We start from the raw sequence: 15,275 nt of genomic DNA on the forward strand, positions 1-15,275 counted from the left end.
CCTTGTCATATGAACTTTATAGACCAAATATAGCATCAATCATCGGCTTCGTATGGCCGCCTGGATATAATAAATACAGCAGGACATAAACGATAACGCCCGTAATCGCTGTGAAAAACCAGATAATCGACGTCACGCGGCCCCATTTGCGATGCTTGGCATATTTGCTCTTGAAGCCTAGCACGAGTGTCGTAATGCCGAATACCGCTGCTACCGTCGCAAGCGTAATATGGAAAATCAGAAAGACAACATAATAGAGATGCATGCTGTCAGGTCCGCCCCATGTCGTATTGCCGACAACTATTGTTCGTGAGGAGTAAATAATAAAGAAGATGATGGCTGCAATTGCAGCTGCGATCATCACTTTCTTATGCGCCTCAACTTTACGCTTAATAATCAGTGCCCAACCAATCGCAACCAGAATCGCGCTAATAACGATAAATGATGTGCTTATTGTAGGGAGAATAAAATACCAATCCAATGTCGATCCCACCTATATCGGTAAAGTAGTAAATCCTCATGTCTATTACGCCGTACCTGTATTGGTATTCGGCAAATCGTCTTCTTTACGCTCACGCTTGTACCATTGCTTGAATATATACGCCAGTATAATCCCGTACATCAACTCTTGCAATAGCTTCATGACAATGCCGCCTAGCTGCTGGTCCTCTACCACTTCCATTAAATTGAAAAATTGAGGACCGTCAAACATCGTAAGCAGCCTCGATGGATCACCTGATACACAGTAGCCCATCGCCAGCACCCATACGTTGGGATCATTGTAAATCGCATATAAGGGAGTGCTTGCAAATATAATTAAGGCGCACGCGGGAGTCAGCAAAATGCCATTCGCGAAAACATACGCCATCTTCTTCAAATCCGTCAGGCGATTCCATTCCGGCACAGGACATGCAATCTGCCACCACATCATGATCGCAGCAATTAGCATAACAAAATAATAGATACGGTGAATCGTATAGTGGGTCATGACAAAGTCATGTATGACTGGTACATGGTAAAAAGAAAATAAGAGATTAAACAGCAGCAGCGATAAAATAGGATTCATTAGAAAGTTGAGTGAACGCCATTTTTTCGAAGCAAACAGCTTGCGCCACATAAATGCGGGTATCGATAATATAAGCATCGGCGGCACAATGAGATAAGAAATCGACATATTGAACATATGGAAGGTAAACATTAAATGTCCCAGGAAATTAAGCGGCCCGCCATTGCACAAATAATAGAGAATAGCCGAAACAACAAACATAAACCGCTGCTTGCCTGTTGCAGACGCCTCAAGCGGTGCGTGCTTCTCCCGCCATGGTCCGTTCAAATAAAAATACAAAATGATTACAGCAATTGTACCGAACATATACCATGGGGTCCACAACTCTTCAAAACTGAAATATTCCAGGCCAAGCATGGCTGCAACCTCCCTTTATTTTCTGCAAAAGAGGAGGGAACCCGCCCGGGACCCCTCCTCTGTGCAATTGCAAATCCGTTTTACCACCAAACCCAATATTCAGCCATAATGAAGGCTGTAAAAGCAATAAATACACCCATAAGAATGCCGACCGTAGCAAAAACGTGACCGCGGTCTTTCATATGCATCCAGAATGCCATTTGTACGAACACTTGGAGCAAAGCGCAACCCATAATAATGATGTAGATGAAGCTTTTATTGATTTCGCCAGCCGCTACCGCAGCAAATGCTACGAGTGTCAGCAATATGGAGAAAATGAACGCAATAATGTGCTTCTTTGGTCCCTCTGAGTTGTGGCGAACTGGACGCTGCTGTTCTTCAGCTGTCGAGTGATTGCTTGCCATTTGGCTAGACCACCTTTCCCATCAAATAAACGACGGTGAAGATAAATACCCAAACTACGTCGATAAAGTGCCAGTACATTCCTGCAACATACACTTTAGGAGCTGTAACAACTGTAAGGCCTTTTTTCATCAACTGTCCGATAATGCTGGAAATCCAGAAAATACCGAACGCAACGTGGGCGCCGTGGAATCCGACTAACGTATAGAAGGAAGAACTGAACGCACTTGTCGTAAAGCCATGTCCTTCATGCACATAGTGGTAAAACTCATAAATTTCGAGTCCCAGGAATCCAAGTCCAAGCACAACGGTTACGATCAACCAGTTGATTAAAGCTTTTACATTATGATTATGCAGCGCTTGGATAGCAAATACGCTAGTCAAGCTTGATGTAAGCAAAATTGCAGTTGCAGCTGCAACGAGCGAAAGCTTGAACAGCTCGTTCGGCTGTGGTCCGTCAAGCACTTGGTGGCGAAGGGCAAGGAACGCCGAGAACAGCGTTCCGAACAAAACCGTTTCACCGCCAAGAAATAGCCAGAAACCTAATACTTTATTGCGGCCCTCAAGAGTGGCTTTCTCGGGCTCATGAGGAAGATGCCCCTCTGCATGTGAATGTGTACTCATGCCTTAACCCCCTTGTCTTCCAACTCTTCCGGCTCAATGTGGAAACCATGATCATCATATACCGAGCGAAGGAACATGCTTCCGAACGTAATCAACAGGCCCAGACCGGCAACATAGAAACCAATATGTTCTGTAATAAACGTCCAATCCCTCGAATACATCAGGCCAAAGCCTGTAATGAACAAGCCAAGCGACATTGTGAACGGCAGAATAGAAGGAGATGGCATATGGATTGAGCCAATTGGCTCAGCAGGCGTCATGCCTTTGTGTCCATCCATTTTCTCTTTCCAATAAGCATCGTAGCCGCGAACAAGCGGAGTTTGCTTAAAGTTATATTCTGGAGGCGGCGATGGAATGGTCCATTCCAGCGTACGGCCATCCTCCCAAGGATCATCTGCTGCATTTTGTGGTTTTGCATTAGTGATAACTACGTTCAGGAAGAACATAATTGTACCAATACCCATCATGATTGCACCAATTGTACTGATCAAGTTCATTTCATTAAATCCAAGGCCGTCGAGGTACGTCCAAATACGACGAGGCATACCAAGCAAACCGAGGAAATGCTGAATAAAGAATGTCAAATGGAAACCGATGTAGAACATCCAGAACGTCCATTTTCCAAGCGTTTCATTCAACACGCGACCGAACATTTTAGGCCACCAGTAGTGAAGACCGGAGAAAATACCTAAAATCAGACCGCCGACGATAACGTAGTGGAAATGCGCAACTACGAAATACGTATCGTGATACTGGAAATCCGCTGGCGCAGCTGCAAGCATAACGCCTGTAACGCCGCCCATTACGAAGGTCGGAATAAAACCAACGGCATACAAGTTAGCGCTCGTAAACTTGATCGAGCCGCCCCACATTGTAAAGATCCAGTTGAAGATTTTAATACCTGTTGGCACTGCAATCAGCATCGTTGCTATTGAGAACAATGCGTTAGCTACAGGCCCCAGACCCGTCGTAAACATGTGATGCGCCCATACCATGAAGCCCAAAAAGCCGATCAGAATTGTCGCGAATACCATCGAGCTGTAACCGAAAAGGCGTTTACGCGAGAATGTACTGATTACCTCGGAAATAACACCAAAGGCAGGCAGGATGAGAATATACACTTCAGGGTGTCCGAAAATCCAGAAAATATGCTCCCATAGTACAGCGTTACCGCCATTGTTAGGGTCGAAGAAGTTGGCATCGAATACCCTGTCGAACATCAGTGCAGCCAAACCTACAGCAAGTGCAGGGAAAGCGAACAAGATAAGCGCCGACGTAATGAACGAAGCCCATGTAAACATCGGCATCCGCATGAAGGTCATGCCAGGTGCGCGCATATTAATGATCGTTACCAGGAAGTTAATCCCCCCAATAAGCGTACCAATACCCGCTATCTGGAGACCTAGGACATAATAATCCATCCCATGGCCAGTACTGAACGCCGGCCCCGAAAGTGGTGCGTAAGCCGTCCAGCCGGCAGCTGGCGCGCCTGTGCTTGTAAACCAGCTGACATTCAATAATACGGCTCCGAAGAAAAACGTCCAGAAGCCAAGTGCATTTACAAAAGGAAAAGCAACGTCGCGTGCGCCGATTTGCAGCGGCACGACCGCGTTCATTAAAGCAAATAGCATCGGCATCGCAGCCAAGAAGATCATTGTCGTACCGTGCATAGTAATCAGCTCATTGTATGTATCCGCACTAACGAAATCATTTAGCGGCTTCCAAAGCTGAATCCGAATAAGAAGTGCTTCCAAACCACCGACCAGAAAGAAAAAACCGCCGGCGATCAAATATAAAATACCGATTTTTTTGTGGTCAACCGTTGTTAACCAGTCCATCAGACCAGAGTAACGCTTAACCGCGTGTCCTTGAGCCAAGTTGGTACCTCCTTTTCATCACCGATGATCTATTTTTCGTAGTCCAATGTTAATTCCGATAAGTATTTCGCAATACCATCAAGCTCTTGCTGCGTCAGATCGATCTTGCCCATCAGATTGCCTGGTTTGACATCATCAGGATTTTCGATCCAACGATGAAGATTGTCATAAGTGGAACCTTCATTGGAGTACTTAGGATCATCTGTATTAATCAGGATACCACCAACGGAATCACGGCTTCCAATACCTGTAAGGTTCGGGTACAATGGTCCGCCTTTGTCGCCAACAGCGTGGCAAACGAGACATTTGCTTTCGAAAGCAGCGGCAATGGCCGGATCGCTTGGCATTGCTACTGGCTCTTGAAGCGCTGCTGCCCAACGGTCGAACGAGGCATCATCAACCGATTTCACCTTAAAGTCCATCAAGCCGTGGGAAGGTCCGCAAAGCTCGGCGCATTTGCCCAAGTAAACGCCTTCTTTTGGTGCCGAGAAGAACATTTTATTTGTTGAACCACCAGGATTAGTATCGATTTTACCTGCAAGGGAAGGAACCCAGAACGAGTGAAGCACGTCTGCTGTCTTCGCTTCAATTGTAATGGTCTTGCCTTTTGGAATAACCAGCTCCTGCGCCGTCTTGATGCCCAGATCCGGATACTCGAATTCCCACCAATATTGATGTGAAGTTACTATTACTTTAACCGCATCTGGATCGTTTGAATGATCCTTTGACAGGTTAAATACGGTCTGAACGGTAGGAACACCCAAAATAATCAAGAGAATAATAGGAATTACGGTCCAAATAATCTCTAGCTTGTGGCTACCTTCGACCTGCTTGGGAATCGACTTATCTCCCTTACGTCTGCGAAAACGGACAATGACAAACAAACAAAGTGCAAATACAATCACTACTACACCGATCATGATTGAAAATGCGAGCTTCATCAATCCGAATTGCTCTTGCGCTACGGGCCCCTGGGGATTCAGCGCGGATAGATCTGCTCGTCCGCATGCTGACAGCACCAATACCATCAAGGCCAGAAGCGGCGCAAGCCGTTTAAAAAACTGCCACCGATTCATCAATAATCAACCCCACTTTTGACGTTTTTGCAGCTGTAAACACCCCGAAATTGTGGCAAACTGCTTGTTTTTAAGCTAATAAAAAATGACAACTTCTGCGACCTTAATACCTTATTAAATATAAAGTTGAAGCCCTTATTTGTCAATGTTCCACAGAGAGTTCACAAATTGTTCGCAAAGCTGTCAAATTCGTTATTTTAAAGCGCTTTTTTCGAGAATCGCGGGCTTTCCGTTCACAAAGTCAAATCTGTATAGCTTTTCCTGCGTATATTTAATCGTTCCCTACAAACCCTATTCTTATTACAGCAGGAATGGAGGACATCTAAATGCCAAAAAAACGAATGTTTTATGCATTGTTATGCAGCGCCCTCCTCGTATGCTCATCGACTGCCTGCAACTACGAGCAGCGGGTACAGGACAGCGACTACGATTATGGCAGCAGGCAAGCTGGCGATCCCAAAATGCTGGGCAGCAAAATGTATGGAACGACGACGAACAATCCGCATCAGCATGACAATGCTTTTTTCGAATACAGCAATACGTTGTCTAAGAAGGTGACCAACTTAAATGGCGTGGCCGCGGCGAACGTCATGCTGACCGACAAAAATGCTTATGTCGGCATCGTGCTTGATTGGACCGCTGTCGGTACAAGAGGGGCTGGAGGCAATCGGGAGCAGTTGAACGGCGGAAAGCCAGAGGACGCCTATAACACGAGCCGTGTCAGCCCGCTTGAGGACAATCGGCTGCTCGTCAAGCCTTATCAGTCGTATTTCTCGGTCAACGACCACAATGAGCTGTCCCCGGAGCTTAAGCAAACGATCGCCACGCGTATTCGCGAGCTTGCCCCGATGGTGCAGGAGGTGCACATATCCGCCAATATGGATTTCGTGAATAAGCTGAATGATTATGCAGTGGAGTCGTGGGGAGGACGATCACTGACCCCGCATGTGGATGCTTTCAACACTTTGGTGAAATATCAATTCGTCGGCGGCCAGGAAATGCCCAAGCCAATTACTTCCAAAAAAACACCATAAAGATGAGCCTCGCATTTGTATATCAAAAAAACTCTTCTATTATATATGCTGATGCAACGCAACATTGATGAAGGGGACCTTTAAGCAGGGTCCCCTTTTCGCTGTTTCAGCATGATGAATAGACACAGCAGCATGGCAGCAAACGACCAAACAGCCATTGCACTATAAAGTTTCGTCCCGCCATACTGATCAATGAACCACCCTCCGACGGTCGCCGATATGATGCTCGAAACTCCAAAAAGCAGCACCGCTAGCACCGTCTGGCCCGTCGCCTTCCATTCCTCAGGTACAAGCTTATACAAATATTGAATCGACGCCGCATAAAACAGCACAAAGGAGACCCCTTGCAGCAGTTGCAGCCATATCAGAGCAGCAGGATCAGTGACGACAGCAGACAGCGCAAAGCGCAGCGCATAGCAACTAGCAGCAGCGGCGATAACAGCCAGCTCTTTTCCCGGTTTAATGAAATAATGGCTAATGGCGAAAAAAACAACTTCTATAATCGTCATAACGGTCCAGGCTTGCCCGACTAACTGGACATCGCCGCCCAAGCTTTTAATATACAGGCCGATATAATTATCATTCATCCGGTGCGGCACCGCTAGAAACAGGACAAGTCCGAGAAACCATAGCGTCTGCTTGCTTCTGAAAAACAAGCCGATCTCCCTCAGCGCCATCGGTTTGGCAGTTGCCGGCACTTCCGCAAGCAGGCTGCACAGCAGCAAGGTGATGACCCCATACACGAGGAATAATACCGCCAAGCTGCCGATGCCATAGTGCTTGCCTGCATAGCCAATGATAGAAGATGCCATCGCAAAACCAAGTGAGCCAAACATCCGGATCGAGCCGAAATTGACCTTATATTGAAGGGACACACGATAATTAAAGCTTTCTACCAAAGGGTCCGTCGGCATGAAGAAGAAATACATCAAGCTAATGCCTACAAACAACGGCACCAGCTCCGTGGAGCGATAGAGCAGTCCGCCGATTACGACAGATACCGCAATAAGCAGCAGCAACACCTTTTTGATTACCTTGTATTTGTCGCTTATCATTCCCCAAAGCGGCTGGGATACGACCCCAATGAGGCTGCCCAGCCCCAGCATCAACCCAATATTCGTGGCGCTAATATCGCGTTCAGCCAAATAAATAGGCAGAAAGGAGAGAAATAATGCAAACAGCGAGAAATAGAAGTAATTGTATGCGCGCAAAAATAAAACCTGTCTCATAGCCCGCCCCTTATCGTTATGTATATACACCTCCGTACATTTTAAAATACATCGCCTGCTTTGAACAGCCGATTTTGCTTAAATGTATGCCTCAGCGTCAACTGCTGTCCGGCTTATTTCTTATCGATAAGCGCCTGCAGCTTGTTTACCGCACTTTGATAATCCGATTTATCCTTTTCATTTAAGGATAGCTGTTCCTGAAGCTGCAATTGCACCTCAAATTGCTTCATTATAGTTAGCAGCTGTGATTTGGGGTTCGTTGGTTTAGCTGGCTCAATGGATTTGGTGCCTGTCTGAATCATCAGCTCTCCCTGATCATCAACTTGCCCCAAAAAGATGTCCTTCACCTCGATCCGTTGATCGCGCAGCTTTTTGTTCAGCCAGTTGTCATCAAGTCCTGACTCCCGAAGCGTCTCCTTAAGCACCTTGCCATCCATAATAATCGTAGTCGCTTCCGCCTCCGGCTCCACTTGAAGGCCGATAATATCAGCGGTCAGCGGCTGTTGTTCCTTTTTCAGCAGCACATTAATTTCACCGCTTTGCTCCATAATAGCAAATTCCACATCCGCCATCCGATAGACATCCTTTTTACGCAGCTGCTCTAGAAACTCATCGAGCGTCATACGCTCCTTTTGCAAATTTTTTCGCAGCAGCTTTCCTCTTCGGATAAGCACGGTTCCCTGCCCGTCGATAAAGTTGCGAAGCGTCTTGCTCTTCATGGTAGCAAACTCGAAGCCAACGGACACAATGACCCATACGAGCAAGGCTAAAATGCCCAAATACCATTCATTATCGAGATCCAGCGAAATGTACGAAGCAATATTCCCCATCGTAATACCCGTAATATACTCGAATAACGATAGCTGCGAAATTTGCCGTTTGCCCAATAGCTTGGTCATGACAAACAAAATAACGACCGAGGACAACGTTCGCAGCGTAATTTCCAACCAATCTTGCATAAAAGGTTTCGCCTCCTGCATTTGTTTGCTCTTACCCAGGGATGGAACAAACTTTGTGAGTTTTGTATTTAAAGTAGCGTAACCAGATAGGCAAAAGTCATACATGTATAGGCATCTTTTCGCCCCTCTTGCAATTGTTCTTCATATAGGCTATAATGAACTTTGATGTGTTATATTTAACCCCCAAATATCCCTCCTAGAGATTCAATGTTTTCCACAGTTTTGATCTTCTTTTCTGGATTTTCTTTTCTGTTCATTTCTGAATTCTCACGTTCGTGCTGTACGAGCTTTGATTCACACTGGCGCGGTCTAGGAGCCGCAAGGATGGAAGAGAGGTAGGGCTTCCGTTGTTTTGGAGTTAGGTTACGAGGCAAGATTATGCTGTCTTGCAAGATTAACAAGGGATATAACGGCCATTCATGTTGCTGAAGGCCCGGTTAAATATACGATACACAAACAGCGGCACCCATTTGATGGGTGCCGCTATCCAATTTTATAGAGGTAATTCTGCAATTAAACGCACGCTGCTCAGCGCGAGTGGCTGCTATTTGATTTGTTTTCCCCATACTGCGAGCCCTTTGTCATCCATTCCGGTAAATACAAGCGAAGGCTTATTCCGCTCTGCATCCCATGCTGGCAGCACCAGCACCGTTTCAACCCCTGCCTTCGTCTGATCGTCATCTTGAAAATACAGGCGCACCGTATGCTCGCCATCAAACTCCCAATAATCTGCTGAATCTTCAGCGCCAATCTTGCCGTCTTTTCTCAGCTCAATCGCTTCTGAATCAATCGGCCCATCTATATATTTCTCGTGCACAATGCGCTCCCATGTGCCCGCAAGCGCGCTTTTAGGTATCGTTTGCACCTGTTCCCCCGCATATCGCTCCGGCGACACCACCGGCCAGCCATCGCCATTCCAGAGCAGCTTGCGCACATGCAAGTACATCCAGTTCGAATCCTGCTCTGGGCGAGCATGATGAACGATATAATCGCTATCGCCGTCCTGCAATATTGAATTGTGGCCGGGAGCAATCCAGCCCTCTCCTTCCGCAAACCGGTAGCCGCCCATAATCTTGTTGCCGACATCGAAGGTCGGATCATAAGCTGTATCGAGCATATCCCTGCCGAGAGAATCGAGAAAAGGCCCTGTTATCGACGCCGAGCGCCCTACCCGCACATTATAATCCTGACTGAGCGAGTCATAGGAAACGAACAAATAATATTGCTTGAGCTCAGCATTATAAATCATATAAGGACCTTCCACTGCCCCCGATTCCGAGGCAGCGCGAGCCGCGATTTTCGTCCCGTAGCCCTGCTCCTTAAGCTTGCCGGTAGCCGGATCGAGCGGAGCTGCATAGATGCCTCCGAAAAAAGAGCCATACACGAACCAAGGCTTGCCTTCGGCATCCTTCACAATATTAGGATCAATCGCATTGGGCTCGTCTCCAGGCCCCGTCTTTACGACTTCCCCCTGATCCGTCCACGGCCCTTCCAGCGAATCGCTTGTCGCAACCCCAATAAACGACCGGTTTGAACCAAAGGTCGACGCGGAATAATATAAATAGAAGCGATCGCCAAGCTTTGCCACCTCTGGCGCCCACATGCCGGTTGCCCCCGTCCATGCTTCTGCTTCCGCTGGAACTCCATCAAGCGCATAGCCGGCCCATTCCCAGTTCATTAGATCCTTCGATTTTCTGACCATAAGTCCCGGCTTTGCCGTTCCGCCGACCTTAACATCCGTGGAGAAAATATAATACGTATCCCCATCCTTAATAATAGAAGGATCATGCACATTGCTCATATTCCACGCCTGCTCATTGTCTATATTCGCTGTATCATACATCGGGTAGCTAGTCGGCGCCTGCGGATAAACTAGTTCCTCGCCCGAGCAGCCCGTTAGCCAAACCGTAGCAATTGCCGTCATCGTTAAAAAATATCGTTTCATAGGCGCCTCTAACCTTTCACGCCAGAAATGGCAACCGATTCAATAATTTGCTTCTGGAATACGAGAAAAATAATAAGCATCGGCAGCAGCGCAATAAAAGAGGCCGCCATAATAAGCGCATAATCGGTCTGAATCGCATAAGTCGCGTTAAAATTCGCAATGACGAGCTGGAGCGTCTGCTTCTCCGGCGAATTCAAATAAATAATCGGCGCCAAATAATCATTCCATACCGCCATAAACCATAAAATAAGCTGCGCCGCCACAGCTGGACGGATAAGCGGGAAAATGATTTTGGAGAAAATGCCGAAATACGAGCTGCCGTCTATTTTTGCCGCTTCAATAATCGCCCCTGGCACGCTCGTCAAATACTGCCGCAGAAAAAAGATCATCATAATGTTGCCGAACAGTCCCGGCACGATTAGCGGCTTGAGCGTATCAACCCAGCCAAATTCGGAGAACAGAATAAACTGCGGAATCATGACCGCCGGGTAAGGAATCATTAAGGCGGATAGCAGCAGCAGAAAAATCATATTTTTGAAAGGAAAACGCAGCTTGGCGAAGGCGAACGCCGCCAGACTTGAGGTGAATGTGCCGATAATCGTCACGCACACCGTAATGATCAGGCTGTTCTGAATGCCGCTAAGCAGCGGACCCTTTTCCCAAATTTCGATATACTTCTCAAAATGGAACGTTTCCGGTATCCATACCGGAGGCAGCGCAAAAACCTCCGCCTTCGACTTGAAGGAGGTCGACAACGTCCACAGCAGCGGGGCAACCATAAAGACAGCACCGACACTGATGACGATAAAAGCAAGCACATCGGTCAGATTGAATCTTTTTAACGATAGCATAATTCAGGCTTCACTCCTTTCCTGCCGGCAAGTTTATTCCATATCCTTCGAGGCGCGTTCATTCATGCGGAACTGCACGAGCGTAATGACGAAAATAAACAGTCCCAGCAGCATCGCCATCCCCGAAGCATAGCCCATCTGCAGGTTCTCGAACGCTTTCTTCCATACATAGAAAACGACCGTTGCGGAGCTGTATTCCGGCCCGCCCGTCGGCGTCATAATGTTAACCTCAGTGAAAATTTGCGCTCCCCCGATAATTTTCGTGACGACGATAAAAAATGTGACAGGCTTCACCATCGGGAACGTAATGTTCCAAAAAATGTTCCAGCTATTCGCGCCGTCCAATTGGGCCGCTTCATAATAATCCTTCGGCACGCTTTGCAGCGCAGCCAAATAAAGCAGCATGGAATACCCGATATTTTTCCAAATCATCATCAATATAAGAGCAGGCTTTACCGTATATTTATCCGCGAGCCAGTTCGGGCCCTCAAAGCCAAACAGCGCTAGAAACTGGTTCACCAGTCCATAATCGCCATTATAAGCCCACTGCCACAGTATCGATACCGCTGCAAGCGACGAAATAACCGGCACATAATAAATGACCCGGAACGTTGTCGTGCCGAACATTTTCCGATTCAGGCCCATCGCCAGCAGCAGCGCTAATGTAATTTCAATTGGAATACCAATCATCATAAAAATCGTATTAAAGCTCGCTTTATAAAAAAGCTCATCCGCGAGAATATCTTTAAAATTGTCCAGCCCAATAAACGTCATCTGCCCAAGCCCATCCCAATCGGTAAAAGAACCATATAGAGAGTACAGCAGCGGGTACAGCGTAAACAAAAGATAGCCGACAACGGGCGCCAGCACGAATAAATACCCGTAATAGCCTTCCTTCCGGTAAAGATTCGACCTTACTTTCATGTTTCACCCCTCAAAATGACCAGAGGCCAGAGGAACAGGCACTCCTTGCAGCTGCCCCTTAAAGACCTTGGGGCCCTGCTTCGCCTGTCCTCCGTCCTTCTGGTACTGAGATTAGCTTCTGCTTGCAACCATTATTTCTTGGATTTCGCTTCCTGCTCAACCGCTTTATCAAGCAGCTTCTGCATCTTAGGCTGCTCTGCCTTCACGTAGTCCGCTGCTGTCACCTTGCCATCAAGCACAGGCTGAATATCGGTGAAAAACAGCTGATACCATTCCGAGTTGTACGTCAGCGTGTTAGGCATTGGCTTCCCGTAATCCTCTACGATACGGAGGAATTCTGCTTTGTTTGCAGGCTTCGTCGTCGTGTCTGCAGCCCATTTTTCCGCCATATCTATCAAGTTCGGAATTTGCACCTTCGCATCAACAAGCTGCTGCATGCCTTCCGGAGATGCGGTGAGATACGTTACGAGCTGTGCCGCTTCTTCCGGATTTTTTGAGCCGCTGGATACGCCGATGCCAAGCGAGCCAAGGAAGGTCGCGGATTTGCCGGTCGAGCCCGCAGGGTAAGGGATTAAATCATAATCGAAGGGCAGCGTCTCATACGTCGCAAGATCCCATGGGCCTACCGGGAAAAAGGCAAGCTCGCCCTTCATCCAGCGCTGATACGTATCAAGCGTCGCCGCATCTTCAATAGAAGGCGTAATTTTATGTACATTTTGCATATCGGCAAAATATTGCAGCGCCTCCGCGAACTTCGGATCGTCAATCGTCACCTTCGTATTCGTTGCGTCCAGCCAGTCTGCGCCATTGCTCCAGACGAAGGCCTGCAGCGCCCAGTTGACATTAAAACCCGTTCCGTACTGATCGATTTTGCCATCGCCATTCGTATCCTTCACCAATTGCTGATTGACCTTGATGAATTCATCCCATGTATACGGCTTTTCCTTATCCGGCAATGGGATTCCGGCCGCTGTGAACATGTCTTTATTGTAGCCGAGCGCAAACGGGCCCACGTCCTTTGGCAAGCCATAGATGCTGCCCTGGCCTACGTTATTGCCATCATAGCGGTAAATATCTACGCCGCGCTTCCAAATGTTATCAAAGTCGACATCCTTCACGTATTCCGTAATATCTTTCAAAACTCCCGCATTCACATAAGCTCTTAAATCGCCTGGGTCAAAATAAAAGACGTCCGGCACGCTTTTGCCTGTAATCGCTGCTTTCAGCTTCGTCGCGTATTGGTCGCCCGTCGTCGTAATGATCTTCACCTTGACATCAGGATGATCGGCCTCAAACTTCTTGACTGTCGCCTCATATGCCTTCTGCTCCTCCGGTCCGCCGCGGAACATGAAGCTAAGCTGCTTCGTGCCGCCCTGCCCAGCCTCTGTACTTCCTTCTGTTTGCGAATTGCTGCTGCAGCCCGCGATAACGCCCCCCAGCACAATCGTCGCTGCCATTGCTGCTAGTAAACTTTTTTTCATCCTCAAACCCTCCTCCATAAAATGAAAACGTATTCACAATTTCGAAAAGTTGCCTTGCATCATGATGGTATAAGTACAGTGCTCGCTCACGCGACACATCCGTTTGCAAGTCAAAATCGCCTTTCAACCGTTGTATCGCGCCTTATGAATTCTATTGCTTCATAAACATTAATAATAAATATATTAATAATTAATGTTTTTATTATTTATGATGATAGTTCAAAGCGCTTACATTGTCAACTATATTTGTTTGATTTTTGGAATTTCTTTGCGCTCAGCCAGTCTCTTACTTGCCATCTCGCACCGGGACGCCAAAGCTAGGCTTGCCATCCGCTGTCCAGCCGAATACTTGCGCCCTCGTGTGGCGGTTCGGATCATAAAGCGGATCCCCTGTAATCTCCTTATAATTGCGGGCATGGTAAATCAAAATATCCTGCTTGCCATCCGGCGACACCGTAAAGCTGTTATGTCCAGGGCCATACTGCCCGTTCTCTTCACTCGTTGCAAATACAGGCTCCGGCGCCTTGCTCCATGAAGCCGGGTCGAGCAAATCGCTGTCCTCCGAAGCGCTCAGCAGTCCCATGCAATAATGATGATCCGTTGCGCTGGCTGAATAGCTAATAAATATCGTCCCGCCACGCTTCAGCACCGCAGCTCCTTCATTGACGCAAAAGCCGATCTTTTCCCATTCGTATTCGGGCTGGGCAATCATAACCTGCTTGCCGCTCATCGTCCAAGGATTGCTCATCGCCGCAATATATAAATTGGAGTTGCCTGCGATCGCCAAATCCTTCTGCGCCCAGACGAGATATTGCGTGCCCTTATGCTCGAAGCTTGTCGCATCCAGCGCAAACGATTCCCAATTGGCGACAAGCTGCCCTTTTTCAACCCACTCGCCTTCCAGCGGATTGGCGGATTCATTTTCCAATACGAACATGCGATGGTCGAACAGCCCTTCAACCGTCTCCGTCGTCCGCGCCGCAGCGAAGTAGATATACCATTTGCCCTGAACAACATGCAGCTCCGGCGCCCAAATGTTCGCGCTCATCGGTCCCTCCGCATATTTTCGCCAGGCGACAACTGGCTCCGCTTCCCCTAACTGCTGGATTGTGCGCGCTCTTCTAAGCTCAATGCGGTCGTATTCCGGAACGGAGCCCGTGAAATAGTAGTAGCCGTCGGAATGGAGATATACCCATGGATCCGCACGCTGCGGTATAATAGGATTGACGAAAGATTGCTCGGCTTGGATCTGCTGCTCCATCATAATCAAAACCCCTTTGTTAATTATTCATAAATATATTACTTACTTTCTTCGATGTTAATATATCAACAGCTTTACGCTGCTGTCAACCAGATTATGGCTGTTTGAAGGCGTTTCCTTGTCTGTTTTAGCCAAATCATGTATCATTAGTCTCAATCAGTGTTATTCACATATTCATTAATATTTCAA

Annotated in this window: 14 protein-coding genes; 1 reads left to right on the top strand and 13 read right to left on the bottom strand. The window is 47.4% G+C overall.

Annotation, left to right across the window (positions count from 1 at the left end):
- Nucleotides 1-16: 16 nt before the first annotated feature.
- From BBD42_RS02820 to coxB, 6 genes are all read right to left on the bottom strand, one after another.
- Entirely contained in the window at nt 17-481 is a 465-nt protein-coding gene (locus BBD42_RS02820) for a DUF420 domain-containing protein (RefSeq protein ID WP_099516906.1), read from the bottom strand.
- Nucleotides 482-526: 45 nt separating this feature from the next.
- Nucleotides 527-1,423: a cytochrome c oxidase assembly factor CtaG gene (gene ctaG, locus BBD42_RS02825; RefSeq protein WP_099516907.1), complete on the bottom strand. Its 897-nt coding sequence runs from the start codon at nt 1,421-1,423 to the stop codon at nt 527-529.
- An 80-nt stretch (nt 1,424-1,503) separates the two neighbouring features.
- Nucleotides 1,504-1,827: a cytochrome C oxidase subunit IV family protein gene (locus BBD42_RS02830; protein ID WP_099516908.1), complete on the bottom strand. Its 324-nt coding sequence runs from the start codon at nt 1,825-1,827 to the stop codon at nt 1,504-1,506.
- 4 nt (nt 1,828-1,831) lie between these two features.
- Complete coding sequence (locus BBD42_RS02835) at nt 1,832-2,449, bottom strand: cytochrome (ubi)quinol oxidase subunit III (RefSeq protein WP_099516909.1); 618 nt, start codon at nt 2,447-2,449, stop codon at nt 1,832-1,834.
- Nucleotides 2,446-4,287, bottom strand: a complete 1,842-nt coding sequence (ctaD, locus tag BBD42_RS02840; RefSeq protein WP_099521416.1) for a cytochrome c oxidase subunit I — start codon at nt 4,285-4,287, stop codon at nt 2,446-2,448. Before ctaD ends, BBD42_RS02835 begins: the two co-directional genes overlap by 4 nt.
- A 68-nt stretch (nt 4,288-4,355) precedes the next feature.
- The gene (coxB, locus tag BBD42_RS02845) at nt 4,356-5,405 is read right to left on the bottom strand and encodes a cytochrome c oxidase subunit II (RefSeq protein WP_099516910.1); all 1,050 of its coding nucleotides are present in this window, start codon (nt 5,403-5,405) and stop codon (nt 4,356-4,358) included.
- Between the two features lie 323 nt (nt 5,406-5,728).
- On the opposite strand from coxB, the gene BBD42_RS02850 reads away from it, so the two are divergent.
- Nucleotides 5,729-6,436, top strand: coding sequence for a YhcN/YlaJ family sporulation lipoprotein (locus BBD42_RS02850; RefSeq protein ID WP_099516911.1), 708 nt, complete (start codon nt 5,729-5,731; stop codon nt 6,434-6,436).
- 80 nt (nt 6,437-6,516) lie between these two features.
- Here BBD42_RS02850 and BBD42_RS02855 read toward each other — a convergent pair whose 3' ends face one another.
- From BBD42_RS02855 to BBD42_RS02885, 7 genes are all read right to left on the bottom strand, one after another.
- The gene (locus BBD42_RS02855; protein ID WP_099516912.1) at nt 6,517-7,665 is read right to left on the bottom strand and encodes an MFS transporter; all 1,149 of its coding nucleotides are present in this window, start codon (nt 7,663-7,665) and stop codon (nt 6,517-6,519) included.
- Nucleotides 7,666-7,778: 113 nt separating this feature from the next.
- The gene (locus BBD42_RS02860) at nt 7,779-8,624 is read right to left on the bottom strand and encodes a DUF421 domain-containing protein (protein ID WP_099516913.1); all 846 of its coding nucleotides are present in this window, start codon (nt 8,622-8,624) and stop codon (nt 7,779-7,781) included.
- 544 nt (nt 8,625-9,168) lie between these two features.
- On the bottom strand, nt 9,169-10,548 hold the full coding sequence (locus tag BBD42_RS02865) for an arabinan endo-1,5-alpha-L-arabinosidase (RefSeq protein WP_172455694.1): 1,380 nt from the start codon (nt 10,546-10,548) through the stop codon (nt 9,169-9,171).
- A gap of 29 nt (nt 10,549-10,577) precedes the next feature.
- On the bottom strand, nt 10,578-11,420 hold the full coding sequence (locus BBD42_RS02870; RefSeq protein ID WP_099516915.1) for a carbohydrate ABC transporter permease: 843 nt from the start codon (nt 11,418-11,420) through the stop codon (nt 10,578-10,580).
- A gap of 33 nt (nt 11,421-11,453) precedes the next feature.
- Complete coding sequence (locus tag BBD42_RS02875; RefSeq protein WP_099516916.1) at nt 11,454-12,344, bottom strand: carbohydrate ABC transporter permease; 891 nt, start codon at nt 12,342-12,344, stop codon at nt 11,454-11,456.
- A gap of 131 nt (nt 12,345-12,475) precedes the next feature.
- Complete coding sequence (locus BBD42_RS02880) at nt 12,476-13,825, bottom strand: ABC transporter substrate-binding protein (protein WP_237163345.1); 1,350 nt, start codon at nt 13,823-13,825, stop codon at nt 12,476-12,478.
- Nucleotides 13,826-14,111: 286 nt separating this feature from the next.
- The gene (locus BBD42_RS02885) at nt 14,112-15,089 is read right to left on the bottom strand and encodes a glycoside hydrolase family 43 protein (RefSeq protein ID WP_481855911.1); all 978 of its coding nucleotides are present in this window, start codon (nt 15,087-15,089) and stop codon (nt 14,112-14,114) included.
- Nucleotides 15,090-15,275: the final 186 nt, after the last annotated feature.

This window comes from Paenibacillus sp. BIHB 4019, from assembly GCF_002741035.1.
Classification (GTDB): Bacteria; Bacillota; Bacilli; order Paenibacillales; family Paenibacillaceae; genus Pristimantibacillus.

Bases quoted from the DNA above. Each gene is read 5' to 3' on its own strand.
- ctaG (WP_099516907.1), bottom strand. From the start codon at position 1,423: ATGCTTGGCCTGGAATATTTCAGTTTTGAAGAGTTGTGGACCCCATGG.
- BBD42_RS02830 (WP_099516908.1), bottom strand. From the start codon at position 1,827: ATGGCAAGCAATCACTCGACAGCTGAAGAACAGCAGCGTCCAGTTCGC.
- BBD42_RS02835 (WP_099516909.1), bottom strand. From the start codon at position 2,449: ATGAGTACACATTCACATGCAGAGGGGCATCTTCCTCATGAGCCCGAG.
- ctaD (WP_099521416.1), bottom strand. From the start codon at position 4,287: ATGGACTGGTTAACAACGGTTGACCACAAAAAAATCGGTATTTTATAT.
- BBD42_RS02850 (WP_099516911.1), top strand. From the start codon at position 5,729: ATGCCAAAAAAACGAATGTTTTATGCATTGTTATGCAGCGCCCTCCTC.
- BBD42_RS02855 (WP_099516912.1), bottom strand. From the start codon at position 7,665: ATGAGACAGGTTTTATTTTTGCGCGCATACAATTACTTCTATTTCTCG.
- BBD42_RS02860 (WP_099516913.1), bottom strand. From the start codon at position 8,624: ATGCAAGATTGGTTGGAAATTACGCTGCGAACGTTGTCCTCGGTCGTT.
- BBD42_RS02865 (WP_172455694.1), bottom strand. From the start codon at position 10,548: ATGACGGCAATTGCTACGGTTTGGCTAACGGGCTGCTCGGGCGAGGAA.
- BBD42_RS02870 (WP_099516915.1), bottom strand. From the start codon at position 11,420: ATGCTATCGTTAAAAAGATTCAATCTGACCGATGTGCTTGCTTTTATC.
- BBD42_RS02875 (WP_099516916.1), bottom strand. From the start codon at position 12,344: ATGAAAGTAAGGTCGAATCTTTACCGGAAGGAAGGCTATTACGGGTAT.
- BBD42_RS02880 (WP_237163345.1), bottom strand. From the start codon at position 13,825: ATGAAAAAAAGTTTACTAGCAGCAATGGCAGCGACGATTGTGCTGGGG.
- BBD42_RS02885 (WP_481855911.1), bottom strand. From the start codon at position 15,089: ATGATGGAGCAGCAGATCCAAGCCGAGCAATCTTTCGTCAATCCTATT.